Genomic DNA, 24849 nt, shown 5'->3' on the forward strand with positions numbered 1-24849 from the left:
GGCCGGGGCCCGCGTCGCGTTCGCAGAGCCACTCAGTGGCGCACGGCGGTGCGCCGTTCGCTGGGGGCGGCGCCCGCCACGACCGTGCTCGAGGCCGTCTCCCGGCGCTCCAGCGCGGCCGAGAGGAACGCCAGCAGCAGGGCGGACACGGCGAGCACGGCGCCGACCCAGTTGGGGGCGGTGTAGCCGAGTCCGGCGGCGATGACCAGGCCACCGAGCCAGGCCGACAGGGCGTTGCCGAGGTTGAACGCACCGATGTTCGCGGCCGAGGCGAGGGTAGGAGCTCCGTGCGCGTGGTCCAGCACCCGCTTCTGCAGGGGCGGCACGGTCGCGAACCCGAGGGCGCCGATCAGCACGATCGTGACGGCGGCGAGCGTCTTCGTGTGCGCGGTGACGGTGAACAGCGCGAGCACGAGGGCGAGACCGCCCAGTGACACGTACAGCATCGGCATCAGCGCACGGTCGGCGTACTTGCCGCCCAGGAGGTTCCCGCCGACCATGCCGAGGCCGAAGAGAACGAGCAGCCAGGTGACCGAGCTGTCCGCGAAGCCGGTGACATGCGTCATCATCGGCGCGATATAGGTGATGGCCGCGAACACACCGCCGAAGCCGAGTACGGTCATCGCCATCGCAAGCAGCACCTGCGCATTCTTGAAGGCGGCCAGCTCATGGCGCAGATGCACGCCCTCCGGCCTCGGCATCTCGGGCACGAGCTTCGCAACCCCCAGCAGCCCGACCACGCCGAGCGCGGCGACCAGTGTGAAGGTGACCCGCCAGCCTGCGGACTGTCCGACGAGTGTGCCGAGCGGGACACCGACGACGTTGGCGATCGTCAGACCGCTGAACATCATGGAGATGGCGCCGGCCTTCTTCTCTGGTGCGACCAGATCGGCGGCGACCACCGAGCCGATGCCGAAGAACGCCCCGTGAGCCAGGGAGGCCACCACCCGGCCCACCAGCATCAGCCCGAAGACCGGGGCGACGGCGGAGAGCAGATTGCCCACGACGAAGAGAGCCATCAGAAGCATCAGCATCCGCTTGCGGGGGACCTTGGTACCGAGCGCCGTCATGATCGGAGCCCCGAACATCACTCCCAGGGCATAGCCGGTCACGAGCAGCCCGGCGGTGGGGATGGAGACGCCGAAATCGCTCGCGACCTCGGGCAGCACACCCATGATCACGAACTCCGTGGTTCCGATCCCGAAGGCTCCGATGGCGAGGGCCAGAAGAGCGAGGGGCATGGGGACACCTTCCCAATGATTGTGTGAGCATCTTGCACGCTTCGACAATAATTGCAGACGCTCTATGTCTGCAAACGCGGTCTATCGCGCCGCGTGCTCTATCCTGGGGATGAGCTGCTCCGGGATGGAGGACAACGCCATGTCAGCGACGGACCCCCCGCTCACCGCCCTCGCCCAGGGCTGGTGCGCCCTGTCCCTGCTGCACGGGAGGATCGAGGCCCACCTCGAACGCGCGCTCCAGGCCAAACACGGGCTGAGCGTGCGGGAGTACTCCTTGCTGGATGTACTCAGCCGTCAGCACGACGGCGAGGGCGGACATCTCCAGATGAAGCAGGTCGCCGACGCGGTGGTCCTCAGCCAGAGCGCCACGACCCGACTGGTGACCAGACTCGAGGACCGCGGCCTGCTCTCGCGGTATCTCTGCCCCACCGACCGTCGCGGCATCTACACCAATGTCACCGAGGCCGGCCTCAAGCTCCTGGAAGAGGCCCGTCCCACCAACAACGCCGCTCTCCGCGAAGCCCTCGCCGAGGCGGCGAACAAGCCGGAACTGGCACCACTGGTCCGCGTCGTCGAGTCCTTGGGCGTGCCGGCCTAGCGCCCTCCCGTCCCGGCCACCCAGCACGTTCGAAGCGGCCCCTAGGGTGCGGGCATGGGAGAACTCGACATACGGCCCGCCGTCGCGGGCGATATCCCCGCGATCGTCGCCATGCTCGCCGACGATCCACTCGGCGCCCAGCGTGAGTCACCGGACGACCTGACGCCCTACCTGAACGCCCTGAAGCGGGTGAGCAGCGACCCGAACCAGCACCTCGTGGTCGCCGTACGCGACGGCCGGGTGGTGGGCACCCTCCAGCTCACCATCATTCCCGGACTGTCGCGCAGGGGCGCCACCCGCTCAATCATCGAGGCCGTCCGCATCCATGCCGACGAACGCGGCGGTGGCCTGGGAACACAACTCATTGAATGGGCGATCGACGAATCCCGGCGCCAAGACTGCCAGTTGGTACAGCTGACCTCCGACGCCACCCGCACCGACGCCCACCGTTTCTACGCACGCCTCGGCTTCCAGGCGTCGCACGTGGGCTTCAAACGGCCGCTCTGACACCACTCACCGGTGAAAGGGCCTGTTTCACGTGAAACAGGCCCTCCCGACCTCCAGTGGAACCTAGCGGATCCCCCTCCACCCGTCCTCGTCCACGCCACCGGGTACCGAAGCCCCCTCCTCGTACGGCTGGCGCGTGAACACGAACGACCCGAGGTCCAGATGGCTCACCGATCCGTCCGGCCGTCGCACCGTCTTCAGAACCTCGCCCGCGTAGTAGCCGTCCAGCCCCGTCCAGGTGCCGTCCCCGTTGGGCCGCAGACGCGCTCGCCGACCCGTACCGGACAACGGCTCGAGCGAGATACCCCCATCGGCTGTCAGCCGCAGGACGAATCCCTGCGTGCCCCAGTACCACTGCCCCACCAGTTCCAGCGCCGACCGGTCCACGTCGGCCAGCGGCCGCCACGGTTCGGGGATGCGCGGCTCCGCCTCCGCCACGATCGCCACGAGGTCGGCGGCAACAGAGGAGACAGCCGGCCCCGACGTGCAGTTGGCCAGCACGACGGCAGCCACGTCATCCTCCACGCTCAGCGTGAGATCGGCCAGGAACCCGGGCAGGGAACCGGAATGCCCGATCAGGAAACGGCCATCCAGGCGCTGAAGCCGCAATCCGAGACCGTACGCGGAACCCGCGACCACATCCGACGCCTCGGGCGGCGCGGCAGGCGTCCGCATCTCCCGTACGGACTCCGCGCTCAGCACCCGCTCGTCACCCTGCGCCAGGAAAACAGCGAAACGGGCCAAGTCGCCGGTGGTCGACCACAGTTGACCGGCCGGGGCCATCCGTCCAAGATCCTCGGCAGGCTCCGGCAGCATCACATCCGCCCACGGATGCACTGCCCACCCGCCCGCATGCGGTGCCTGCGGACGGCCGCCGGTCCGATGCAGCCCCAGCGGCTCCAGCACCTCACGCCTCAGAACGTCCTCCCACGGAGCCCGGCGCACCTCCTCGACCAGCGCGCCCAGGAGCGTGTAGCCGGGGTTGGAGTAGTGGAATCTGCGCCCGACCGGATGCCGCAAGGGATGCTCGCCCAGCACGTCCGCCAGCTCGGGCCGCAGCGTACCGGGCGTCCGTTCCCACCACGGACCGGGCGACTCCGCCGCGAGGCCACCGGTATGCGCGAGCAGATCGGCGATGGTCGCCTCCCCCACCCCTGTGCCGGGCAGATGCTTCTCCAGCGGATCACCCAGATCCAGAACCCCCTCGTCACGCAGCCGCAGTACGAGAACCGCCGTGAACGTCTTGGTGATGGACCCGATCCGGTACTGCACGTTCTCGTCCGGAGCATGGCCGTCCACGCAGGATCGCGCCCCGTGCCACACCGTCCGCCCACCCCGGACAACGGCCGCCACCAATGACGGTGCCCGCCCCTCGGCCTGCGCGACGGCGACCCGGTGCAGCAGAGCCCGGCGCGTGGTGGGAAGCAGCTCTTCCTGAGATGTCGTCATGGCCCCAGTCCACCCGGCACGGCATCCCCGCGTCGAGCCCATTTCCCTGGCGCCCCCTCATCAGGAGGCTAAGGATCAGGTCTGCGCCATGTCCACGAACCGGGAGTAGTGGCCCTGGAAGGCGACCGTGATCGTCGCGGTGGGGCCGTTACGGTGCTTGCCGACGATGATGTCCGCCTCGCCGGCGCGCGGCGACTCCTTCTCGTAGGCATCCTCACGGTGCAGCAGGATCACCATGTCGGCGTCCTGCTCGATCGAACCCGACTCACGCAGATCGGACACCATGGGCTTCTTGTCCGTCCGCTGCTCCGGACCACGGTTCAGCTGCGACAGCGCGATCACCGGCAGCTCCAGCTCCTTGGCCAGCAGCTTCAGGTTTCGCGACATCTCGGAGACCTCCTGCTGCCGGCTCTCGGACCGCTTGGAACCGGACTGCATCAGCTGCAGGTAGTCGATGACGACCAGTTTCAGATCATTGCGCTGCTTCAGACGACGACACTTCGCCCGGATCTCCATCATCGACAGGTTCGGCGAGTCGTCGATGTAGAGCGGGGCGGCCGAGACGTCCGGCATACGGCGCGCCAGCCTGGTCCAGTCCTCGTCCGTCATCGTGCCCGACCGCATGTGATGCAGTGCCACCCGAGCCTCGGCGGACAGCAGACGCATCGCGATCTCGTTGCGGCCCATCTCGAGCGAGAAGATCACGCTGGGCAGGTTGTGCTTGATGGCAGCCGCTCGGGCGAAGTCCAGAGCCAGCGTCGACTTACCCATCGCGGGACGCGCGGCGATGATGATCATCTGGCCCGGGTGCAGACCGTTGGTGAGCTGGTCCAGATCGGTGAAGCCGGTCGGCACACCGGTCATCTCCCCCGACCGTGACCCGATCGCCTCGATCTCGTCGAGGGCCCCCTCCATGATCTCGCTCAGCGGCAGATAGTCCTCCGCCGTGCGCTGCTCGGTCACCGCGAAGATCTCGGCCTGAGCGCTGTTGACGATCTCGTCGATGTCGCCGTCCGCCGCGTACCCCATCTGCGTGATGCGCGTACCGGCCTCCACGAGGCGCCGCAGTACCGCTCGCTCGTGCACGATCTGCGCGTAGTACTCGGCGTTCGCCGCGGTCGGCACCGTCTGCACCAGCGTGTGGAGGTACGAGGCACCGCCGACCTTGGTGATCTCACCGCGCTTGGTCAGCTCCGCCGCGACCGTGATGGGGTCGGCCGGCTCACCCTTCGCGTACAGGTCGAGGATCGCCTGGTAGATCGTTTCGTGCGCAGGCCGGTAGAAGTCATGGCCCTTCAGGATCTCCACGACGTCCGCGATCGCGTCCTTGGAGAGGAGCATGCCTCCGAGGACGGACTGCTCGGCATCCAGGTCCTGCGGCGGTACCCGCTCAAAAGCAGGGCCGCCCCCGTCCCACGCGCCGCTGTCCGGGCCCCTGTCGTGCTGCTCGTCGCGGCCCCGGCCGCCCTCGCCGCGTCGGCGGGAGGCGGGGACACGATCGCCGGGGCCGCTGTCGGCCCACTGATCGTCCAAGGGCTCGGAAATGCTCACCGGGCCGCCTCCTCCCGTCCGCCGCGCGGACCTCGCCGTGCACCCCAGTTCTAGGACACGACACTGACAAAGCGAGAAGCCCAGCTCCGGTTCAGACGCGTCGGCCGGGCGCGTTGTCCGAGGACGGAGAGGGAGTGGGCGCCGGACCACGTTAGGCCCCTGGGCACCGTCAGCCAATCTGGTTATCCACAGGCCATGTGGACGAGACGCCCAACGCTGTGGACAACTCCGCGAAACCTGTGCACGACACGGTGGACAGCTCTGTGAACAAGCCCTCAGCCGATTCGCAAGAACCCATGTGACCTGCGGGTTTCCCGTCCACCGCTTGTGCAGAAGAAAAACTTCCCCAGTCGGATCAAGATCGGCACCGACCGTGGACAGCGCGGCGGGACACAGCGTCTAAGGTAAGGGACGTAGCCCCGTTGCATCTCTTACCTGTGGACGATTAGATTGGTGGTCATGACACAGGCTCCCGCGATACCCCGCGCCCTTGGACGCCGGCACGACCGGGAGATCGTCGCACTGGCCGTTCCTGCCTTCGGCGCACTCATCGCGGAGCCCCTCTTCGTGATGGCCGACAGCGCGATCGTCGGCCATCTCGGCACCGCGCAGCTGGCCGGCCTCGGCGTCGCCTCGGCGCTTCTCACCACCGCCGTCAGCGTCTTCGTCTTCCTCGCCTATGCCACCACGGCCGCGGTCGCGCGCCGCGTCGGGGCGGGCGATCTACGATCCGCCATCCGCCAAGGCATGGACGGCATCTGGCTGGCGCTGCTGCTGGGAGCGGCCGTCATCGCCGTCGTCCTGCCCACGGCGCCCGGCATCGTGACCCTCTTCGGCGCCTCGCCGACCGCGGCCCCGTATGCGACGACGTATCTGCGGATCTCGGCACTCGGCATCCCCGCGATGCTGGTGGTGCTGGCCGCCACCGGCGTCCTGCGCGGACTGCAGGACACGAGGACACCGCTGTACGTGGCGGTCGCGGGCTTCATGGCGAACGCCGCCCTCAACGTGGGGCTCGTCTACGGGGCGGGCCTGGGTATCGCCGGATCCGCGTGGGGCACCGTCGCCGCGCAGTGCGGGATGGCGGCCGCGTACCTGTACGTCGTCGTCCGCGGCGCCCGACGGCACAGCGCCTCACTACGACCGGACGCGGCCGGGATACGTGCCTGCGCGCAGGCGGGGGCACCGCTGTTGGTCCGTACGCTCTCGCTGCGAGCGATCCTCATGATCGCAACGGCCGTCGCCGCGCGGCTCGGGGACGCCGACATCGCCGCGCATCAGATCATCTTGTCCCTGTGGAGCCTGCTCGCGTTCGCGCTGGACGCGATCGCCATCGCAGGGCAGGCCATCATCGGGCGCTATCTCGGCGCGGACGACGCGTGGGGCGCCCGCGCAGCATGCCGCCGTATGGTGCAGTGGGGGATCGTCGCGGGCCTGGTGCTCGGACTGCTCGTGCTCGTGGCCCGGCCGCTGTTCCTCCCACTGTTCACCGGCGACTCCGCGGTGAAGGACACAGCACTGCCCGCCCTGCTGATGGTGGCACTGTCCCAGCCCGTTTGCGGGATCGTCTTCGTTCTGGACGGAGTGCTGATGGGTGCGGGCGACGGCCCGTACCTCGCCTGGGCGATGGTCGTCACCCTGGCCGTCTTCGCACCGGTGGCCCTGCTCGTCCCGACGCTCGGCGGCGGACTCACCGCACTCTGGGCGGCGATGACGCTGATGATGACGATCCGCATGCTGACACTGTGGCTGCGCGCCCGCTCCGGTCGGTGGATCGTCACGGGCGCGACGCGCTGACCGTTTCACGTGAAACATGCTCCGTCAAACATGTCCGGTGACGACTTCGGCCATGAGAAAGGGGCCGCACCCGTCAGGGTGCGGCCCCTTTCAGAGCTGCTCAGACCGAGCGCAGCGATCAGGCCGCGACGACCTCGATGTTGACCTTGGCGGCCACCTCGGGGTGCAGACGCACGGACGTCTCGTGGGCGCCCAGCGTCTTGATCGGCGCACCGAGCTCGATGCGGCGCTTGTCGACCTCGGGGCCACCGGAGGCCTTGATCGCCGAGGCGATGTCGGCCGGGGTGACGGAACCGAAGAGACGGCCGGAGTCGCCGGAGCGGACGGCCAGGCGGACCTTCACGCCCTCGAGCTGGGCCTTGACCTGGTTGGCCTGCTCGATGGTCTGGATCTCGTGGATCTTGCGAGCACGACGGATCTGCTCGACGTCCTTCTCGCCACCCTTGGTCCAGCGGATCGCGAACTTCCGCGGGATCAGGTAGTTGCGGGCGTACCCGTCCTTGACGTCGACGACGTCGCCCGCGGCGCCGAGGCCGGAGACCTCGTGGGTAAGGATGATCTTCATGAGTCGGTCACCCTTCCTTTAGCGCGCGGTGGACGTGTAGGGCAGCAGCGCCATCTCACGGCTGTTCTTGACGGCCGTGGCGACGTCACGCTGGTGCTGCGTGCAGTTGCCGGTCACGCGACGGGCACGGATCTTGCCGCGGTCGGAAATGAACTTCCGCAGCATGTTCGTGTCCTTGTAGTCCACGTACGTGACCTTGTCCTTGCAGAAAGCGCAGACCTTCTTCTTCGGCTTGCGCACAGGCGGCTTCGCCATGGTGTTTCTCCTGTGTGATCAAGAAGTGTGGGGTACGGCCCGCCTAGAAGGGGGGCTCGTCCGAGTAGCCGCCACCGCCGCCGGAGCCACCGCCCCAGCCGCCGCCCTGGCCGCCTCCGCCCTGGCCGCCGGCGGGAGCGCCGGTCGCCCACGGGTCGTCGGCCGGAGCACCGCCCTGACCGCCGCCGGGGCCGCCGCCCCAGCCGCCGCCCTGGCCGCCACCGCCGCCGTACCCGCCCTGGCCACCGCGGCCGGCGGTCTTGGTGACCTTGGCCGTGGCGTTGCGCAGGCTGGCGCCGACCTCGTCGACGTCGAGCTCGTAGACCGTGCGCTTGACGCCCTCACGGTCCTCGTAGGACCGCTGCTTCAGCCGGCCCTGCACGATGACGCGCATGCCTCGCTGAAGCGACTCGGCGACGTTCTCCGCCGCCTGGCGCCAGACCGAGCAGGTCAGGAAGAGGCTTTCGCCGTCCTTCCACTCGTTGGTCTGACGGTCGAAGGTGCGGGGAGTGGACGCGATACGGAACTTCGCGACCGCCGCACCGGACGGGGTGAAGCGCAGCTCGGGGTCATCGACAAGGTTGCCGACGACCGTGATGACGGTCTCGCCTGCCATGGGGGAACCTCTCGGCGGGTTTGCTGCTGGCTGCTGGTGCTGCTACTCGAATCCCGGGATCAGCTGAGCGGGAGGCTCAGTGGGTCTCGGGACGGAGGACCTTGGTCCGGAGGACCGACTCGTTCAGGTTCATCTGGCGGTCGAGCTCCTTGACGACCGCAGGCTCGGCCTGCAGGTCGATGACCGAGTAGATGCCCTCGGGCTTCTTCTTGATCTCGTAGGCGAGACGGCGACGACCCCAGGTGTCGACCTTCTCGACCTTTCCGCCACCGTCACGGACGACGGAAAGGAAGTTCTCGATCAGCGGGGAGACAGAGCGCTCCTCGAGATCGGGGTCGAGGATGACCATCACCTCGTAGTGACGCATGTGGAACCCACCTCCTTTGGACTCAGCGGCCACGGTCGTTCCGTGGCAGGAGGGTTGTGATGCGTACGCAACCGTGCCTGTCAGTAAATCAGCCGCCACTGACAATCGGAGGCCAGTCGACGGTTGACCAGGCTGTGCCTGGGCAGACACCGGTGCAGACGGTACAGAGTACCCGCACACGTGCTTCCGGTTGAAATCCGGCCCCGGAGGCCGTCAATCTGTACACATCGGGTGTGTATGGCGCTACGATGCGCCGCCTTCCGCAGGAGGTGCCCCATGGCACAGGCATTGCGACCCAACACCACCGGTTCCCTCTTCGCCACGGACGGCAAGGCCCATCCCGTCCAGGACACCCTGCTCGCGGTGACCCTGGTGCTCGGTGTCACGGCCTTCGTGACGGCACTGGTGTCCAAGGACCTGCATCTGATCAGCTCCTGGACCGGCCTGGTGGGGATCTTCACCGGCGCCTACGGGCAGTACATCTCCGTGACGACCCGAGAGCGCTTCGGCCTGATCCTGGGGCTCGGTGCCTCGGCCGTCGGCTTCTTCCTGGGCATGGCCCACGGCGGTCTCTTCGGCGGGGTCGTCGGCCACTGACCGTCGGGCCGCTGCGCGGCCTGCGGGGCCGTGAGGCGACCCGCCGGACACACAGGTCGCGTAGGGCCAGTCGGGGCGCTCGCGGGGCGCAGTAGGCTTCGGCGCGAGAGCCGGAGCCCCTGTACCCATGGGGACACACCAGCCCGAGGAGCGCCCCGAATGAGCCTGACCCTGAGGACGATCAGTCGCGAGCAGCATCTGGCGTACATCCAGAGCCTGCCGGCGGCGAGCCACATGCAGGTCCCGGCCTGGGCAGACGTCAAGGCGGAGTGGCGCTCCGAGAACCTCGGCTGGTTCGACAAGAGCGGCGAACTGGTGGGCGTCGGCCTGGTGTTGTACCGACAGCTGCCCAAGATCAAGCGCTACCTGGCGTATCTGCCCGAGGGCCCGGTGATCAACTGGTTCGCGCCGAACCTGGAGGACTGGATCCAGCCGATGCTCGCGCACCTGAAGCAACAGGGCGCCTTCTCCGTGAAGATGGGACCGCCGGTGATCATCCGGCGGTGGAACGCGGAGACCATCAAGAAGGGCATCCAGGACCCGGACGTCAAGCGACTGCGTGACCTGGAGGCCGACTTCATCGAGCCGCGCGCGTTCGAAGTCTCCGACAAGCTGCGGCGGATGGGCTGGCAGCAGGGCGAGGACGGCGGCGCCGGCTTCGGCGACGTGCAGCCGCGGTACGTCTTCCAGGTGCCGCTCGCCAACCGGTCCCTGGAAGAGGTCCACAAGAACTTCAACCAGTTGTGGCGCCGCAACATCAAGAAGGCCGAGAAGGCGGGCGTCGAGGTGGTCCAGGGCGGCTACCACGACCTCGAGGAGTGGCAGCGCCTGTACGAGATCACCGCGGTGCGCGACCACTTCCGGCCCCGCCCGCTGTCGTACTTCCAGCGCATGTGGACGGCCCTCAACAGCGAGGACCCCAACCGTATGCGGCTGTACTTCGCGCGGCACAACGGTGTGAACCTGTCGGCGGCGACGATGCTGATCGTCGGCGGGCACGTCTGGTACTCCTACGGAGCCTCCGACAACATCGGTCGTGAGGTGCGGCCTTCGAACGCGATGCAGTGGCGGATGCTGCGCGACGCCTACGCGCTCGGTGCCACCGTCTACGACCTGCGCGGCATCTCCGACTCGCTGGACGAGACCGACCACCTCTTCGGCCTGATCCAGTTCAAGGTGGGCACGGGCGGGCAGGCCGCCGAGTACCTCGGCGAGTGGGACTTCCCTCTCAACAAGCTGCTCCACAAGGCGCTCGACATCTACATGTCGCGCCGCTGACGCCGGAGCCCCGCACCGGGCCGCACGAGCGGCCCGACCGGCCCGCCGGTTCGGCGGATCCGTCACAATTCCCTCTCAGACCTCTGACACACGGCAGCCACGAGAAAGGTTCCGGGACCGGCCATGGCGCTCACGCTCTACGTCGACACCGCGCGCTGGCGGGCACACCACAAGCACGTGCAGGAGCAGTTCCCGGGCCTCGTCCCCGTCTGCAAGGGCAACGGCTACGGGTTCGGCCACGAGCGGCTGGCGGAGGAGGCCACCCGCCTGGGCGCGGACATGCTCGCCGTGGGCACGACGTACGAGGCGGCCCGGATCAAGGACTGGTTCGGCGGCGACCTGCTGGTCCTGACGCCGTTCCGGCGGGGCGAGGAGCCCGTGCCGCTGCCGGACCGCGTCATCCGCTCGGTGTCGTCCGTGGACGGCGTGTACGGGCTCGTGGGCGCCCGGGTGGTCATCGAGGTGATGTCCTCGATGAAGCGCCACGGGGTCAGCGAGCAGGACCTGCCGCAGCTGCACGCGGCCATAGAGAACGTGCGTCTGGAAGGCTTCGCCATCCACCTGCCGCTGGACCGTACCGACGGCTCCGACGCCGTGGAGGAGGTCATCGGCTGGATGGACCGACTGCGCGCGGCCCGGCTGCCGCTGCACACGATGTTCGTGAGCCACCTCAAGGCCGACGAGCTGGCCCGGTTGCAGCAGCAGTTCCCGCAAACACGTTTCCGCGCCCGCATCGGTACCCGGCTGTGGCTCGGGGACCACGAGGCCACCGAGTACCGCGGGGCGGTCCTGGACGTGACGCGCGTGTCCAAGGGCGACCGCTTCGGCTACCGGCAGCAGAAGGCGGCCTCCGACGGCTTCCTGGTCGTCGTGGCGGGCGGGACGTCGCACGGGGTGGGCCTGGAGGCCCCCAAGGCCATGCACGGCGTGATGCCGCGCGCCAAGGGAGTGGCCCGGGCCGGCCTCGCAACGGTGAACCGGAACCTGTCGCCGTTCGTCTGGGCGGGCAAGCAGCGCTGGTTCGCCGAGCCGCCGCACATGCAGGTCTCCATCCTTTTCATCCCGGCGGACGCCACGGAGCCGAAGGTGGGTGATGAACTGGTGGCCCATCTGCGGCACACGACCACGCAGTTCGACCGGCTCGTCGACCGCTGAGCACAGAGCCGGAAGCACGACGAAGGCCGTACACGTAGCTCGTGTACGGCCTTGTCCGCGACGGCCTGGCGCCTCGTCCGCTCAGCGCGGACCGTCGTCAGCCGGCTGCCCGCCGCGGCTGCCCCACTCCACCTGCGGCCCCTCGAAATGCGCGGCGTGCCGCGGCGGATGGGCGGCGGCTCCGAGCGCGAAGACGTCCGGCGCACCGTCCAGTACACCTCCGGACGGGTCGTCGTCGCCGGCCCGGCGCACCACGTCCCGTTCCGGCAGGAAGATGTCGCGTACGACGACGGCGCACAGGTAGAGCGTCCCCAGCAGGTGGACGGCGATGGCGAGCTGGTACCCGTCCGTCGGCAGGCCCTTGTGGGCGTCTCCGCTGGTTGTGTACGCGAGGTACATCCAGATCCCCAGGAAGTACGCGACCTCGCAGGCCTGCCAGATCAGGAAGTCACGCCAGCGCGGCCGGGCGAGTGCGGCGAGGGGGACCAGCCACAGCACGTACTGCGGCGAGTAGACCTTGTTGGTGAGGATGAACGCGGCGACGATCAGGAAGACGAGCTGGGCGAAGCGCGGGCGGCGCGGAGCGGTCAGCGTCATCGCGGTGATGCCGACACAGGCAAGCACCATCATGATCATCGCGTAGGTGTTGGCGGTGTCCGCGGTGATGTCGATGTTGAACCAGCGCGAGACGAACAGGAAGACGGACCCGAAGTCCACCCCGCGCTCCTGGCTGAAGCGGTAGAACTTGGACCAGCCCTCGGGGGCGAGCCACATCACCGGCAGGTTGACCACGAGCCACGCGCCGACGGCGCCCAGGACGGCGGTCCCGTACGCCCGCCACCTGCCCGCCCGCCAGCAGAGCACGAGGAGCGGTCCGAGCACCAGGAACGGGTAGAACTTGGCGGCCGTGGCGAGCCCCACGAGGACGCCGAAGGCAAGGGCCCGGCCACGTGACCACATCAGCATCGCGGCGGCCAGCAGGGCCACGGCGAGCAGGTCCCAGTTGATCGTCGCGGTCAGTGCGAAGGCGGGCGCGAGGGCGACGAGAAGGCCGTCCCAAGGGCGCCTGCGGTGGATGCGGGCGGTGCACACGGCGATGACCGCTGCGCACACCATGAGCATTCCGGCGTTGACCATCCAGTAGGTCTGCTCGCGGGCCTGGATGCCGCCGCCACTCGGAGTCATCCAGGAGGCGACCTCCATGAACACACCGGTGAGCACCGGGTACTCGAGGTAGTCCATGTCACCCGGGAGCTTGTCGAAGTAGGGCACGAGCCCGTCGGCGAAGCCGCGCCCCTGGTAGAGGTGCGGAATGTCCGAGTAGCAGGCGTGCGTGTACTGCGAGCTGGCGCCGAAGAACCAGCCGCTGTCGTAGCAGGGCAGCTTCTGGACCATGCCGAGGGCGAACATGCCGATCGCGACGAGCGCCACGATCCGCACGGGCGTCCACCAGGACGTCCCGAGCAGGGAGCGCCGTCCGACGGGCCCGCCGATCAGCTCGCTGCCGGCCGCGGCGACCTCGTCTTCCCTGGTCGGCCGCACCACATCCGGCTGGGGCACGCTCACGCGCGTCGTCTCTGCACTGGGCATGAGGCTCATCCTGCCGTATCCGGCCAGGAAATCGCCGAGGGCCGCCACACCTCGTGGGTGTGACGGCCCCTCTGGGTCGACGTTTCACGTGGAACAGAGTGTTTCACGTGAAACACATTCGGTGACGACTATCCGTTCGGCCCCGCGAAGATCCCTCCGTTGCCGTTGCCCCGGGTGTTCCCGTTGCCGGTCGACTCCGTCGGCGATGTGGTCACTCCGCCCGTGCCGCCCGCGTCGGTGCCGCCCGGGCCCGTTCCGCCGTTCCCGTTGCCCCCTCCGTTGCCGTTGCAGGGGCTGTTGCCCCAGAAGCCGCAGGTGTCGCTCGGCGAGGGAGAGGGTGCGGTCAGCGACGGACTCGGTTTCGCGCTCGGTGTCGGGCTCTGGGTGACGCTCTGCGAGGGCGTGGGCGTCACGCTCGGGCTCGGGGTGTCGTTGACGACCGTACCGATGGGCTCCGGCGTCGGGAACGACTTCGCGGGCTGGCCCTTGAGCGCCTGTTCCATGTAGTCGTGCCAGATCTCGGCCGGGAACGAGGCACCGTGGATCTTCTTCTGCCCGCCCGTTCCATACATCTCCAGGAACGTGCGGTTCTTGTTGGACTCGTTGTCGTCCATCCGGAACATGCTGATCGCGGTGGACAGCTGCGGGGTGTACCCGACGAACCACGCGGACTTGTTGCCGTCCGTCGTACCGGTCTTGCCCGCCACATCACGTCCCGGCAGCTTCGCCGCGGTACCGGTGCCCTTGTCGACCACGGTCTTCAGGACGTCCGTGACGTTGTCGGCGACCTTTGGGGTGAATGCGTCCTTGGCCTGCTTGGTGTGCTGGAAGACCACCCCGTCCTTGCTGCTGACCTTGTCGACCGAGTACGGATCGTTCTGCTTGCCGCTGGCCGCGAAGGTGGCGTAGGCACCGGCCATGCGGATCGCGCTCGGGGAGGAGGTACCGATGGAGAACGAGGGGTAGTTCGAGCTGGCCAGGCTGCCCTCCAGGATGCCCGCATCCAGGGCCGTCTGCTTCACCTTGTCGAGGCCCACGTCCATGCCCAGCTGCACATAGGCGGAGTTCACCGAGAACTGCATCGCCTCACGCAGGTCGATCTTGTAGTCCGGCGGGTCGCCCACCGACTCGTTGCCGTCGTTCGTCTGCAGCCATTCCTGGCCCTTCTCGTTCTTCCAGACGGCCCCGTTGTACTCCTTGATCTTCAGCTTGTTCCTGCCGCTGTAGAGGCTCTTCGGTGAGACGACGGTCCGCTCGTCCTGCGCCTGCTCCGGCCCGAGGTCCGGGTTGCGGACGCCCCACTTCATCGCAGCCGCCAGCACGAACGGCTTGAACGTCGACCCCACCTGGGCACCGGTCGAGTCGGCGTTGTTGGTGAAGTGCTTGGTCGCGTCCTCACCGCCGTAGATCGCCTTGATGGCCCCGGTGCCCGGGTCCACCGAAGCCCCGCCGAACTGGACGAATTTATCCGTTTTCGGGTGCAGGTCGGGCTTGATGTTGGCCTTCTGGACGTTCTTGACCGCGGCCTCGAGCTCGTCGACCTTCTTCTTCTCGAAGGTCGTGTAGATCTGATATCCGCCCTGCTGCAGCTTTTCCTGGGTGATGTGCGTCGTGTCGCTGTGAGTGACCAGGTAGCTGTTGGCCAGGTCGACGAGATAACCGATCTGGCCGCTCAGCCGGGTGTTCGACCGCGGGTTCTGGACCTGGGGCAGTGTCGTGTACTTGGCCCGTTCCGCGGCGCCCAGATGCCCGTACTGCACCATCTTGTTCAGGGTGTCCTGCATCTGCAGGGTGGCGCGCCTGGTGTTGGCCTGGGGAGTGGCGTTCTTCGGGTCGATGGATGTGGCGCCCGCGGGGTCGTAGTACGTGGCGCCCTTCAGCATCGCCGCCAGGAAGGCGCACTCGCCGGGGTCCAGCTTGAGGGCGGGCTTGTTGAAGTACGCGTGCGCGGCGGCCTCGATCCCGTAGGCGTTGCGACCGTAGTACGCGGAATTCAGGTAGCCGGCCAGGATGTCGTCCTTCTTGACGGTGGCCCCCACCTTGATGGCGATGAAGATCTCCTTGAACTTCCTGGAGACCGTCTGTGACTGGTCGTCCAGCCTCGCGTTCTTCACGTACTGCTGGGTGATGGTGGAGCCACCCTGGGTCTGACCGCCCGTGGCCATGTTGAAGACGGCCCGGGCGATGCCCTTCGGGTCGATGCCACTGTCGGTGTAGAAGGTCTTGTTCTCCTGGGAGATGACGGCCCACCGCATCGCAGGAGGGATCTGCGAGAGGTTGATGATCTGGCGGTTGGTCTCGCCACCGGTGGCGACCATCTGGCTGCCGTCGGCCCAGTAGTAGACGTTGTTCTGGGACTGCGCGGTTTTGGCGACGTCCGGCACGCTCACCATCGCGTACCCGACGCCCGCCACGGCCACCAGGCCCCCGATGAAACCGATGAACAGCCCCGCGACCAGTTTCCACGAGGGCAGCCAGCGTGCGGCGCCGTACTTGCCCGCGCGCGGGTAGTCGATGAAGCGTTTCTTGGCCGGAGCCGCGCCCCTGCCGCGGCCCGCGCCGTCGGCCGCTCTGCGTCGGCCGCCCGCGTTTCTCCGGGCCGCCCGCCGGGCCTCGGCTCGGCCACCGTACGGGCGCTCCTCACCTCCCGCTCCGTAGGGGGCGGACGGAGACCCGGTGGCGCCTCGCGGTGCCGCGCGGCGGCCGGGGGACGCCGACTGGCCGCGTCGGGCCGCGGCACGTCCGCCTCCCTGCGGCTGCGGCGGTTTGCGACGGTGCTCGCTCATCGAACGATTACTCCTCGGGCAGGCGCATCCTGGCGCGCCTGGAACGGCGGCTGGTTTCCGGTCCCCCCGAAGTACGGATGCGGCCGTTTCGGCATTCACCCGTACCGCACCGAGGACCAGGACGTCCCCCATAGGTCACTAGGTTCCCGGTGGTTTGCATGCCGCACAGACTACGCACCGCCAAAACCGACCGAGCTCCGAACTTCACCCCAAACCAGGCAACTTGCGTCCTACGAATCGGTGATGTGACCCCGTTCACCGTGGTTCCTCTTGTCCCACTCGGAGACGCGTTCTATCGTCGTGATGTATCGAGTCGATACATCAGCGCGGCATAAAGGTCGTGCGGACGAGTCAGCGAGGGGAGGGAGGCGCACATGAGCCGGCGTTCCGGGATCCTTGAGTTCGCCGTCCTCGGCCTGCTCCGCGAGTCTCCGATGCACGGCTACGAGCTGCGCAAACGACTCAATACGTCACTGGGTGTATTCCGCGCGTTCAGCTACGGGACGCTCTACCCGTGTCTCAAGGCGCTGGTCGCCAACGGCTGGTTGACCGAGGAGCCTGGGAGCGCCTCCGACGACGCCGGCGCCGCTCCGCTCGCCGGGCGGCGCGCCAAGATCGTCTATCGGCTGACGCCCGAAGGCAAGGAGCACTTCGAGGAGCTGCTCTCCCAGACGGGCCCCGACGTGTACGAGGACGAGCACTTCGCCGCTCGTTTCGCCTTCTTCGGACAGACGTCCCGTGACGTGCGCATGCGCGTCCTGGAGGGCCGCCGCAGCCGACTGGAGGAACGCCTCGAGAAGATGCGTGCCTCCCTGGCGCGCACCCGGGAGCGCCTCGACGACTACACCCTCGAGCTCCAGCGCCACGGGATGGAGTCCGTGGAGCGCGAAGTGCGCTGGCTGAACGAGCTCATCGAGAGCGAGCGGGCCGGACGGGACCTCAGGGGTCCCACTGCCGACGGCTCCGCTCCTGACAGCACATCTGGAGCGACGGGCGGCCTGCCCCGGCACCGGGACAGCACCCGGCCGGATCCGTCCGACGACACCACCACGTGAGGCCCGGTCGGGGTCTCACACGTACACACAGGGAGCAACCGGAATGGGTTCGGTTCGCGTAGCCATCGTCGGCGTGGGCAACTGCGCCGCATCGCTGGTGCAGGGAGTCGAGTACTACAAGGACGCCGACCCGGCGTCCAAGGTCCCGGGTCTGATGCACGTCCAGTTCGGCGACTACCACGTGCGCGACATCGAGTTCGTCGCCGCGTTCGACGTGGACGCCAAGAAGGTCGGCCTCGACCTCGCGGACGCCATCGGCGCCTCGGAGAACAACACCATCAAGATCTGCGACGTTCCGTCCACCGGCGTGACGGTCCAGCGCGGCCACACCCTCGACGGTCTCGGCAAGTACTACCGCGCCACCATCGAGGAGTCCGCCGAGGAGCCGGTCGACGTCGTCCAGATCCTCAAGGACAAGCAGGTCGACGTCCTCGTCTGCTACCTGCCCGTCGGCTCCGAGGACGCGGCGAAGTTCTACGCCCAGTGCGCCATCGACGCCAAGGTCGCCTTCGTCAACGCCCTTCCGGTCTTCATCGCCGGCACCAAGGAGTGGGCCGACAAGTTCACCGAGGCCGGCGTCCCGATCGTCGGTGACGACATCAAGTCGCAGGTCGGCGCCACCATCACGCACCGCGTCATGGCGAAGCTGTTCGAGGACCGGGGCGTGATCCTGGACCGCACGATGCAGCTGAACGTCGGCGGCAACATGGACTTCAAGAACATGCTCGAGCGCGACCGCCTGGAGTCCAAGAAGATCTCCAAGACGCAGGCGGTCACCTCCCAGATCCCCGACCGGGACCTCGGCGAGAAGAACGTCCACATCGGCCCGTCCGACTACGTGGCCTGGCTCGACGACCGCAAGTGGGCCTACGTCCGCCTCGAGGGCCGTGCCTTCGGCGACGTCCCGCTGAACCTGGAGTACAAGCTCGAGGTCTGGGACTCCCCGAACTCCGCAGGTGTCATCATCGACGCCCTGCGCGCGGCCAAGATCGCCAAGGACCGCGGCATCGGCGGCCCCGTGCTGTCCGCGTCGTCGTACTTCATGAAGTCCCCGCCGGTCCAGTACTTCGACGACGAGGCCCGCGAGAACGTCGAGAAGTTCATCAGGGGCGAGGTCGAGCGCTGACGTCGCTCCCGTGCCCGTTGCCGGGGTCCCCGGGCCGTGTGCCCGGGGGCCCCGCACGTATGTGAGGCTGTGCCCCATGTCCGTCGTGCGCGATCTGCGGGTCCTTCTGCGATTCAGCGGTTTCAGGCGCCTGCTCGCCGTAAGGCTGCTGTCCCAGGGGGCCGACGGCGTCTACCAGATCGCGCTCGCCGCGTACGTGGTCTTCTCCCCCGAGAAGCAGACCTCGGCCACCGCCATCGCCTCCGCCATGGCGGTGCTGCTGCTGCCCTACTCCCTCGTCGGCCCCTTCGCGGGGGTCCTGCTGGACCGCTGGCGGCGCCGCCAGGTCTTTCTCCACGGCAACCTGCTGCGCGCCCTGCTGGCCTGCGCGACCGCCGTCCTCATGGTGAGCCATGTACCGGACTGGCTCTTCTACGTCTCCGCGCTGTGCGTCACCGCGGTCAACCGTTTCGTCCTGGCCGGCCTGTCCGCGGCGCTGCCACGGGTGGTCGACGCCGAACGCCTGGTGATGGCCAACTCGCTCTCCCCGACAGCGGGCACGCTCGCAGCGACCGCGGGCGGCGGACTCGCCTTCGCCGTACGGCTGGTGACCGCGGACTCCGATGCCGCGGTGGTGCTGCTGGGTGCGCTCCTGTATCTGGGATCGGCCCTCGCATCGCTGAGCCTGGCTCCGCAATCGCTGGGCCCGGACAGGGATGCGGTGCAGCCGCGCCTCGGCGCCGTGCTGGTCGGCACCATGCGGGACCTGGTGGCCGGTGTACGGCATCTCGCGGAGCCTCCGCGCCGGGAGGCCGCCTGGGCGCTCACCGCGATGACCCTGATGCGGTTCTGCTACGGCGCGCTGCTCGTCCTCCTGCTCATGCTCTGCCGCTATGCCCTGTCCTCGAACCCGCGCCAGGGGCTGACCCTGCTGGGGCTGGCGCTGGGCATCTCCGGGGCCGGGTTCTTCGCCGCGGCCTTGGTGACGCCGTGGGCGGCGGGGCGTCTCGGTCCCGGCCGCTGGATCGCGGTGTGCGCGGGGTCCGCCGCCGTGCTGGAGCCCTCGCTCGGCCTGCCGTTCGCCGCGGGACCCATGCTGGTGGCCGCGTTCGTCCTGGGGCTGACCACACAGGGAGCGAAGATCTCCACCGACACGATCGTCCAGTCCTCGGTCGACGACGGCTTCCGCGGCCGGATCTTCTCCGTCTACGACGTTCTCTTCAACATCGCCTTCGTCGGCGCGGCCGCGGTCGCCGCCGTGATGTTGCCTCCTGACGGCCGATCAGCCGCTTTGGTCGTCATGGTCGCCGTGGTCTACGCGGCAGTTGCTGTGTCTATGTCCCGCTTTGAGCGCCAGTAAGTGTCACATCAAGGCTACGGAGCCCCAGGCGACTTAAAGGTTGTCAGTGCGGACCTGTAGCTTACGGGCGTCTTATTTCGCGCCATGCGCACCCGCGTTCGAGGGGGACCCCGAAAGTGACCACTCCGCCGCCCCAGGGCACGAATCCGTACGCCCAGCAGCCCACCGCGCCCATGGGGCAGCAGCCCGGCCAGCCGGGAGTCGCGCAGCAGCAGTACGCTCCGCAGCAGCCCTATCCGCCACAGCAGGAGTACCCCCAGCAGCAGGAGTACCCCCAGCAGCAGGGATACCCGCAGCAGCAGCCGTATCCCCCCTTCCCCCAGCAGCAGGGTGCTCCGGCGCCGCTGCCTCCGCAGGCGGGTCCGGGCAAGCGCGCCGGCAAGAAGGCGATACGGATCGTCGGCGCCATCGTCATCGCCGTCATCATCGCCGTCATCAAGTTCGGTGCGGGCTGGTTCATGACCCGCGACGACGCAGAGACGACGTCGGTGGGCTCGTGCATGCACAACGACGGAACGGACTCCAAGCCCGACCTCAAGGACGTCGACTGCTCCGCGAGCAACGCCCAGTACAAGGTCGTCCAGAAGTTTGACGGCAGCAGCGACGAGAACAAGTGTCAGGACGTCAAGGACGCGACGATCTCCTACATCCAGTACGGCGGCGGCCACGACGTGGTGCTGTGCCTGAACGAGCTCAAGAAGTAGAGCGGCCCACGGCACGCACGAAGGGGCGATGTTTCACGTGAAACATCGCCCCTTCGTGCGTGCCGTGGCGTTCGGGGGTCATGTTTCACGTGAAACATGACCCCGTTCCCTTATCCCTCGCTCTGCTCGGCCCACCACTCCTTGAGCGCGGACATCGCAGCGTCATGCCCCATCGGGCCGTTCTCCAGGCGCAGCTCCAGCATGTGCTTGTACGCACGACCGACCACGGGCCCCGGGCCGACGCCCAGAACCTCCATGATCTGGTTGCCGTCCAGATCGGGGCGGATCGCGTCCAGCTCCTCCTGCTCCTGGAGCTGGGCGATGCGCTCCTCCAGGCCGTCGTACGCCCGTGAGAGCGCGGCCGCTTTGCGCTTGTTGCGGGTCGTGCAGTCCGAGCGGGTCAGCTTGTGGAGACGGTCGAGGAGCGGGCCCGCGTCACGGACGTACCGGCGCACCGCCGAGTCCGTCCACTCTCCCGTGCCGTAGCCATGGAAGCGCAGGTGCAGTTCGACCAGACGGGAGACGTCCTTGATCAGTTCGTTGGGGTACTTCAGCGCCGTCATCCGCTTCTTGGTCATCTTCGCGCCGACCACCTCGTGGTGGTGGAAGGAGACACGACCGTCCTTCTCGAAACGGCGCGTCTTCGGCTTTCCGATGTCATGCAGCAGCGCGGCGAGCCGCAGCGCCAGATCGGGGCCGTCCTGCTCAAGCGCCATCGCCTGCTCCAGGACGATCAGCGTGTGGTCATAGACGTCCTTGTGCCGGTGGTGCTCGTCGCGCTCCAGCCGCAGGGCGGGCAGCTCCGGCAGCACATGATCGGCGAGCCCCGTCTCGACCAGCAGCGTCAGCCCCTTGCGCGGGTAGGCGGACAGGACCAACTTGTTCAGCTCGTCCCGTACGCGCTCGGCGGAGACGATCTCGATCCGCCCGGCCATCTCCTTCATGGCCGTGACGACCTCGGGAGCCACCTCGAAGTCCAGCTGGGCCGCGAAGCGGGCGGCCCGCATCATCCGCAGCGGATCGTCCGAGAACGACTCCTCGGGGGTCCCCGGGGTGCGCAGCACTCGGGCGGCGAGATCGTCGAGCCCCCGGTGCGGGTCGATGAACTCCTTCTCGGGCAGCGCGACGGCCATCGCGTTGACCGTGAAGTCGCGCCGTACCAGATCCTCCTCGATGGAGTCGCCGTAGGACACCTCGGGCTTGCGTGAGTTCCGGTCGTAGGCCTCCGACCGGTAGGTCGTCACCTCGATCTGGAAGCGTTGGACAGCGTCTCCGACGCGGGCGTCCTTCTGGGCTCCCACCGTGCCGAAGGCGATCCCGACCTCCCATGTGGCGTCCGCCCACGGGCGTACGATCTTCAGGACGTCCTCGGGGCGAGCGTCCGTGGTGAAGTCCAGGTCGTTGCCGAGCCGGCCGAGGAGGGCGTCCCGCACCGAGCCACCGACCAGAGCGAGCGAGAAGCCCGCTTCCTTGAAGCGGCGGGCGAGGTCGTCGGCGACAGGGGAGACCCGCAGCAGTTCGCTCACAGCGCGCTGCTGTACCTGACTCAGGGCACGGGGATTGTCTTCGTTGGCGTTCGGCACAACAGAAAAGGGTACGTGTCCCGGGCGATGGCGGGCGCCCGCATTAAACCGGCACGAGCGTTCCGTGAACGACCGTGGACAGTCAGTCGCGGTCGGCCTTCTTCGTCCCGCCATGACGGGACGACCCGGCTCCCGTTTCGATCTTGTCGTGCGGACCGCGGCACTTCCCTTCCGCGCGCATCGTTACCATGCGGGGACGCACATTCCGACGACCACTGACGACGAGGGACGGGCGAGCGCGTGGCCGAGGCGGCAGACTTCCAGGGGATGAGTCCCTCACCTGCCCGCCGGTGGCTCCGGCGTACCGGAGCGCTGCTCGCGGGCGCACCCCTGCTGGCCGGCCTGCTGCAGCTGTCGGCCGGCCCGGCCGCGCACGCCGCCGTCAGAAGCGCCGCGGTGGAGGCCGGCAGCTCCCGAGCGGTCAGCGTCTCCCTCGACTCGCTCAGCCCCAGCGTGCCGACCGACGGCGACACCCTCACCGTCTCCGGCACGGTCACCAACAAGGGCAAGCAGACCGTCACCGACGCCCACGTGGGCCTGCGCGTCGGCCAGGAGCTGACCAACCGCGCGTCCATCGACAGCGTCGCCCGGCGCACCGGCTACCTGCCGGGCGTCGACGGCACGGAGGTCGGCGGCAAGTACGTCGAGAAGTTCGCCCAGCTCGCGCCCGGTGCCACCCAGGAATTCAGCATCTCCGTGCCCGTCAAGGAGCTGGACCTCGGCTCCGGCGGGGTCTACCCGCTCGGCGTCTCGCTCTCCGGCCGGACCGCCGCACAGCCCTACGACCAGGTGCTCGGCATCCAGCGGACGTTCCTGCCCTGGCAGCCCGACGACGCCACCGCCAAGACGCAGACGACGTTCCTGTGGCCGCTGGTCTCCGATGTCCACATGACCGCGGAGACCCTCCCCAACCAGCAGCAGACACCCGTCTTCCAGAACGACGACCTCGCCAAGGAGATCTCCCCGGGCGGCCGTCTCTCGCAGCTGCTTTCACAGGGCAGGAACCTCGACGTCACCTGGGTGGTCGATCCCGACCTGCTCGCCTCCGTGGACGCGATGGCGGGGAGCTACAGCATCAAAGGCGACGGCGACAAGATCACGGCGGGCAGGAGCCAGGCGGTCGCCAAGCAGTGGCTCGCCGACCTTCAGAAGGCGGTCCAGAACAAGGAGGTCGTCGCTCTGCCCTACGGCGACCCCGACCTGGCCTCGCTCGCCCACAACGGCAAGAACGTCACCGGCTCCCTCAGCCACCTCAAGGACGCCACGGACGTCGCAGCGAGCACCGTGGAGACCATCCTCCACGTGAAACCCGACACGGACTTCGCCTGGCCGGTGGACGGTGCGATCGACCCCTCCATCGTCAAGGTGGCCACCTCTGCCGGCGCCGACAAGGTGATCGCCCGCAGCGACAGCCTCCAGGAGACCGGCGGCCTGTCCTACACGCCCACCGCCGCGCGCCCGATCGGGGGCGGCACCACGGCGGTGGTCGCGGACGACGGCCTGTCGACCGCGTTCGAGGGCGACATGACCTCGGCCGCGAACTCCACCCTCGCCGTGCAGGATTTCCTGGCGCAGAGTCTGATGATCAATCTCGAGGAGCCGGACAGGCAGCGCAGCATCGTGGTCGCTCCCCCGCGGATGCCGTCCGCGGGCCAGGCCCAGTCGATGGCGGAGGCGCTGACGGCCCTGCAGGGCAGCCACTGGTCGGAGTCGGCCGATCTGTCGGCGGCCGCCAAGGCCAAGCCGGACCCGGATGCGACGACGAAGGTGCCGGCCGCGTCGCGCTACCCCTCCTCGCTGCGCAGGCAGGAACTTCCGCGGTCCGCGTTCGCGCAGGTCGAGAACACGCAGGACAAGCTCGACAGCTTCAAGGTGATCCTGACCGACCCCGCACGAGTGGTCACCCCCTTCGGGCGGGCCATAGACCGCGCGATGTCCACCTCCTGGCGCGGGCACGCCTCCGACGCCTCGGCCTTCCGCCAGGGCGTGGAGTCGTACCTCGACGGGCTCACCGACCAGGTCCGGCTGATCGACAAGTCCGAGACCAAGCTCTCCGGCCGCAGCGCGACCATCCCCGTGACGGTGCAGAACAATCTCATGCAGGGGGTCGACCACCTGGTCCTGCGGCTCACCTCCCAGCAACCGACGCGTTTGAAGATCGGCAACGGCCCCTACTACGAGCAGCCCATCTCCGTCTCGGGCGGGCACAGCCAGTCCGTGAAGTTCACCACCACGGCCAACGCCAACGGCCGGGCCGCGGTGGTCGCCCAGCTCTTCACCGAGGACGGGCAGGCATACGGCCCTCCGATCACCTTCGACGTGAACGTCACCGAGATCACTCCCACGGTGATGCTCGTCATCGCCGGTGGTGTCCTGCTGCTGGTGCTCGCCGGGTTCCGCATGTACACCCAGCGCAAGCGCCGGGCCGCACGGCAGGCCGAGGAGGAGCGGCAGGACGATCCGCAGCACGCGGACGACGGGGGTCTGAACAAGGCCGCCGACGCCACCGTAGACACTGGGGACACTGCAGGATCCGCGACGGCACCCGCACAGGAGTCGGACGCGGAGACCGGGGCAGACGACCCGGAGCACCCGAGTGACCCGGGGCCGGACACCGCACCGGAAAGCACCGACCCGTCGGGGACGGGTGAGAGAGTGGACCGTTGAGCGATGTCGTGGCCAAGGGCCCG

The 24849-nt window shown here is 68.3% G+C and carries 21 protein-coding genes; 11 read left to right on the forward strand and 10 right to left on the reverse strand.

What is annotated here, in order from left to right; translation table 11 throughout:
* Nucleotides 1-32: 32 nt before the first annotated feature.
* On the reverse strand, nt 33-1241 hold the full coding sequence (locus C3488_RS00470; protein WP_103837266.1) for an MFS transporter: 1209 nt from the start codon (nt 1239-1241) through the stop codon (nt 33-35).
* Nucleotides 1242-1380: 139 nt separating this feature from the next.
* Between C3488_RS00470 and C3488_RS00475 the strand changes: the two genes are divergently transcribed.
* Together C3488_RS00475 and C3488_RS00480 are read left to right on the forward strand one after the other, a co-directional pair.
* Nucleotides 1381-1839, forward strand: coding sequence for a MarR family winged helix-turn-helix transcriptional regulator (locus C3488_RS00475; protein WP_103837373.1), 459 nt, complete (start codon nt 1381-1383; stop codon nt 1837-1839).
* 54 nt (nt 1840-1893) lie between these two features.
* Complete coding sequence (locus tag C3488_RS00480; RefSeq protein WP_103837267.1) at nt 1894-2346, forward strand: GNAT family N-acetyltransferase; 453 nt, start codon at nt 1894-1896, stop codon at nt 2344-2346.
* Nucleotides 2347-2409: 63 nt separating this feature from the next.
* On the opposite strand, the gene C3488_RS00485 is transcribed toward C3488_RS00480, so the two are convergent.
* The gene (locus C3488_RS00485; protein WP_103837268.1) at nt 2410-3795 is read right to left on the reverse strand and encodes a serine hydrolase; all 1386 of its coding nucleotides are present in this window, start codon (nt 3793-3795) and stop codon (nt 2410-2412) included.
* Nucleotides 3796-3870: 75 nt separating this feature from the next.
* Nucleotides 3871-5346, reverse strand: coding sequence for a replicative DNA helicase (gene dnaB / locus C3488_RS00490; protein ID WP_103837269.1), 1476 nt, complete (start codon nt 5344-5346; stop codon nt 3871-3873).
* Nucleotides 5347-5805: 459 nt separating this feature from the next.
* Here dnaB and C3488_RS00495 point away from each other — a divergent pair, with 459 nt between their 5' ends.
* On the forward strand, nt 5806-7143 hold the full coding sequence (locus C3488_RS00495) for an MATE family efflux transporter (protein WP_103837270.1): 1338 nt from the start codon (nt 5806-5808) through the stop codon (nt 7141-7143).
* A gap of 118 nt (nt 7144-7261) precedes the next feature.
* Here the strand turns inward: C3488_RS00495 and rplI are convergent, their stop codons facing one another.
* The 4 genes from rplI to rpsF all read right to left on the reverse strand — a co-directional run bounded on the left by rplI (nt 7262) and on the right by rpsF (nt 8946).
* On the reverse strand, nt 7262-7708 hold the full coding sequence (gene rplI / locus C3488_RS00500; RefSeq protein ID WP_030786327.1) for a 50S ribosomal protein L9: 447 nt from the start codon (nt 7706-7708) through the stop codon (nt 7262-7264).
* 18 nt (nt 7709-7726) lie between these two features.
* Complete coding sequence (rpsR, locus tag C3488_RS00505; protein ID WP_003949403.1) at nt 7727-7963, reverse strand: 30S ribosomal protein S18; 237 nt, start codon at nt 7961-7963, stop codon at nt 7727-7729.
* A gap of 43 nt (nt 7964-8006) precedes the next feature.
* Complete coding sequence (locus C3488_RS00510; RefSeq protein ID WP_103837271.1) at nt 8007-8579, reverse strand: single-stranded DNA-binding protein; 573 nt, start codon at nt 8577-8579, stop codon at nt 8007-8009.
* Between the two features lie 76 nt (nt 8580-8655).
* On the reverse strand, nt 8656-8946 hold the full coding sequence (gene rpsF / locus C3488_RS00515; RefSeq protein WP_009189556.1) for a 30S ribosomal protein S6: 291 nt from the start codon (nt 8944-8946) through the stop codon (nt 8656-8658).
* Nucleotides 8947-9222: 276 nt separating this feature from the next.
* Between rpsF and C3488_RS00520 the strand changes: the two genes are divergently transcribed.
* The 3 genes from C3488_RS00520 to C3488_RS00530 all read left to right on the forward strand — a co-directional run bounded on the left by C3488_RS00520 (nt 9223) and on the right by C3488_RS00530 (nt 11976).
* Nucleotides 9223-9543, forward strand: a complete 321-nt coding sequence (locus C3488_RS00520) for a hypothetical protein (protein WP_103837272.1) — start codon at nt 9223-9225, stop codon at nt 9541-9543.
* A 159-nt stretch (nt 9544-9702) separates the two neighbouring features.
* Nucleotides 9703-10821 carry a peptidoglycan bridge formation glycyltransferase FemX gene (gene femX / locus C3488_RS00525; protein WP_103837273.1) on the forward strand — a complete coding sequence of 373 codons (1119 nt, stop codon included), beginning with the start codon at nt 9703-9705 and terminating at the stop codon, nt 10819-10821.
* Nucleotides 10822-10944: 123 nt separating this feature from the next.
* The gene (locus C3488_RS00530) at nt 10945-11976 is read left to right on the forward strand and encodes an alanine racemase (protein WP_103837274.1); all 1032 of its coding nucleotides are present in this window, start codon (nt 10945-10947) and stop codon (nt 11974-11976) included.
* 81 nt (nt 11977-12057) lie between these two features.
* On the opposite strand, the gene C3488_RS00535 is transcribed toward C3488_RS00530, so the two are convergent.
* Together C3488_RS00535 and C3488_RS00540 are read right to left on the reverse strand one after the other, a co-directional pair.
* Entirely contained in the window at nt 12058-13566 is a 1509-nt protein-coding gene (locus C3488_RS00535) for a glycosyltransferase family 87 protein (protein WP_103837374.1), read from the reverse strand.
* Nucleotides 13567-13694: 128 nt separating this feature from the next.
* Nucleotides 13695-16352: a transglycosylase domain-containing protein gene (locus tag C3488_RS00540; protein ID WP_103837275.1), complete on the reverse strand. Its 2658-nt coding sequence runs from the start codon at nt 16350-16352 to the stop codon at nt 13695-13697.
* Between the two features lie 374 nt (nt 16353-16726).
* Here C3488_RS00540 and C3488_RS00545 point away from each other — a divergent pair, with 374 nt between their 5' ends.
* The 4 genes from C3488_RS00545 to C3488_RS00560 all read left to right on the forward strand — a co-directional run bounded on the left by C3488_RS00545 (nt 16727) and on the right by C3488_RS00560 (nt 20576).
* Complete coding sequence (locus C3488_RS00545; RefSeq protein ID WP_103837276.1) at nt 16727-17407, forward strand: PadR family transcriptional regulator; 681 nt, start codon at nt 16727-16729, stop codon at nt 17405-17407.
* A gap of 43 nt (nt 17408-17450) precedes the next feature.
* The gene (locus C3488_RS00550) at nt 17451-18533 is read left to right on the forward strand and encodes an inositol-3-phosphate synthase (protein ID WP_103837277.1); all 1083 of its coding nucleotides are present in this window, start codon (nt 17451-17453) and stop codon (nt 18531-18533) included.
* Nucleotides 18534-18609: 76 nt separating this feature from the next.
* Complete coding sequence (locus C3488_RS00555; protein WP_103837278.1) at nt 18610-19872, forward strand: MFS transporter; 1263 nt, start codon at nt 18610-18612, stop codon at nt 19870-19872.
* Between the two features lie 116 nt (nt 19873-19988).
* Nucleotides 19989-20576 (forward strand): hypothetical protein, encoded by a 588-nt coding sequence (locus C3488_RS00560; RefSeq protein ID WP_103837279.1) that lies wholly within the window; start codon nt 19989-19991, stop codon nt 20574-20576.
* 110 nt (nt 20577-20686) lie between these two features.
* On the opposite strand, the gene C3488_RS00565 is transcribed toward C3488_RS00560, so the two are convergent.
* Nucleotides 20687-22159: a CCA tRNA nucleotidyltransferase gene (locus C3488_RS00565; RefSeq protein WP_103837280.1), complete on the reverse strand. Its 1473-nt coding sequence runs from the start codon at nt 22157-22159 to the stop codon at nt 20687-20689.
* Nucleotides 22160-22399: 240 nt separating this feature from the next.
* Between C3488_RS00565 and C3488_RS00570 the strand changes: the two genes are divergently transcribed.
* On the forward strand, nt 22400-24826 hold the full coding sequence (locus tag C3488_RS00570) for a DUF6049 family protein (RefSeq protein ID WP_103837281.1): 2427 nt from the start codon (nt 22400-22402) through the stop codon (nt 24824-24826).
* Nucleotides 24827-24849: the final 23 nt, after the last annotated feature.

The organism is Streptomyces sp. Ru72 (assembly GCF_002920635.1).
In the GTDB taxonomy this organism is placed as follows: domain Bacteria; phylum Actinomycetota; class Actinomycetes; order Streptomycetales; family Streptomycetaceae; genus Streptomyces.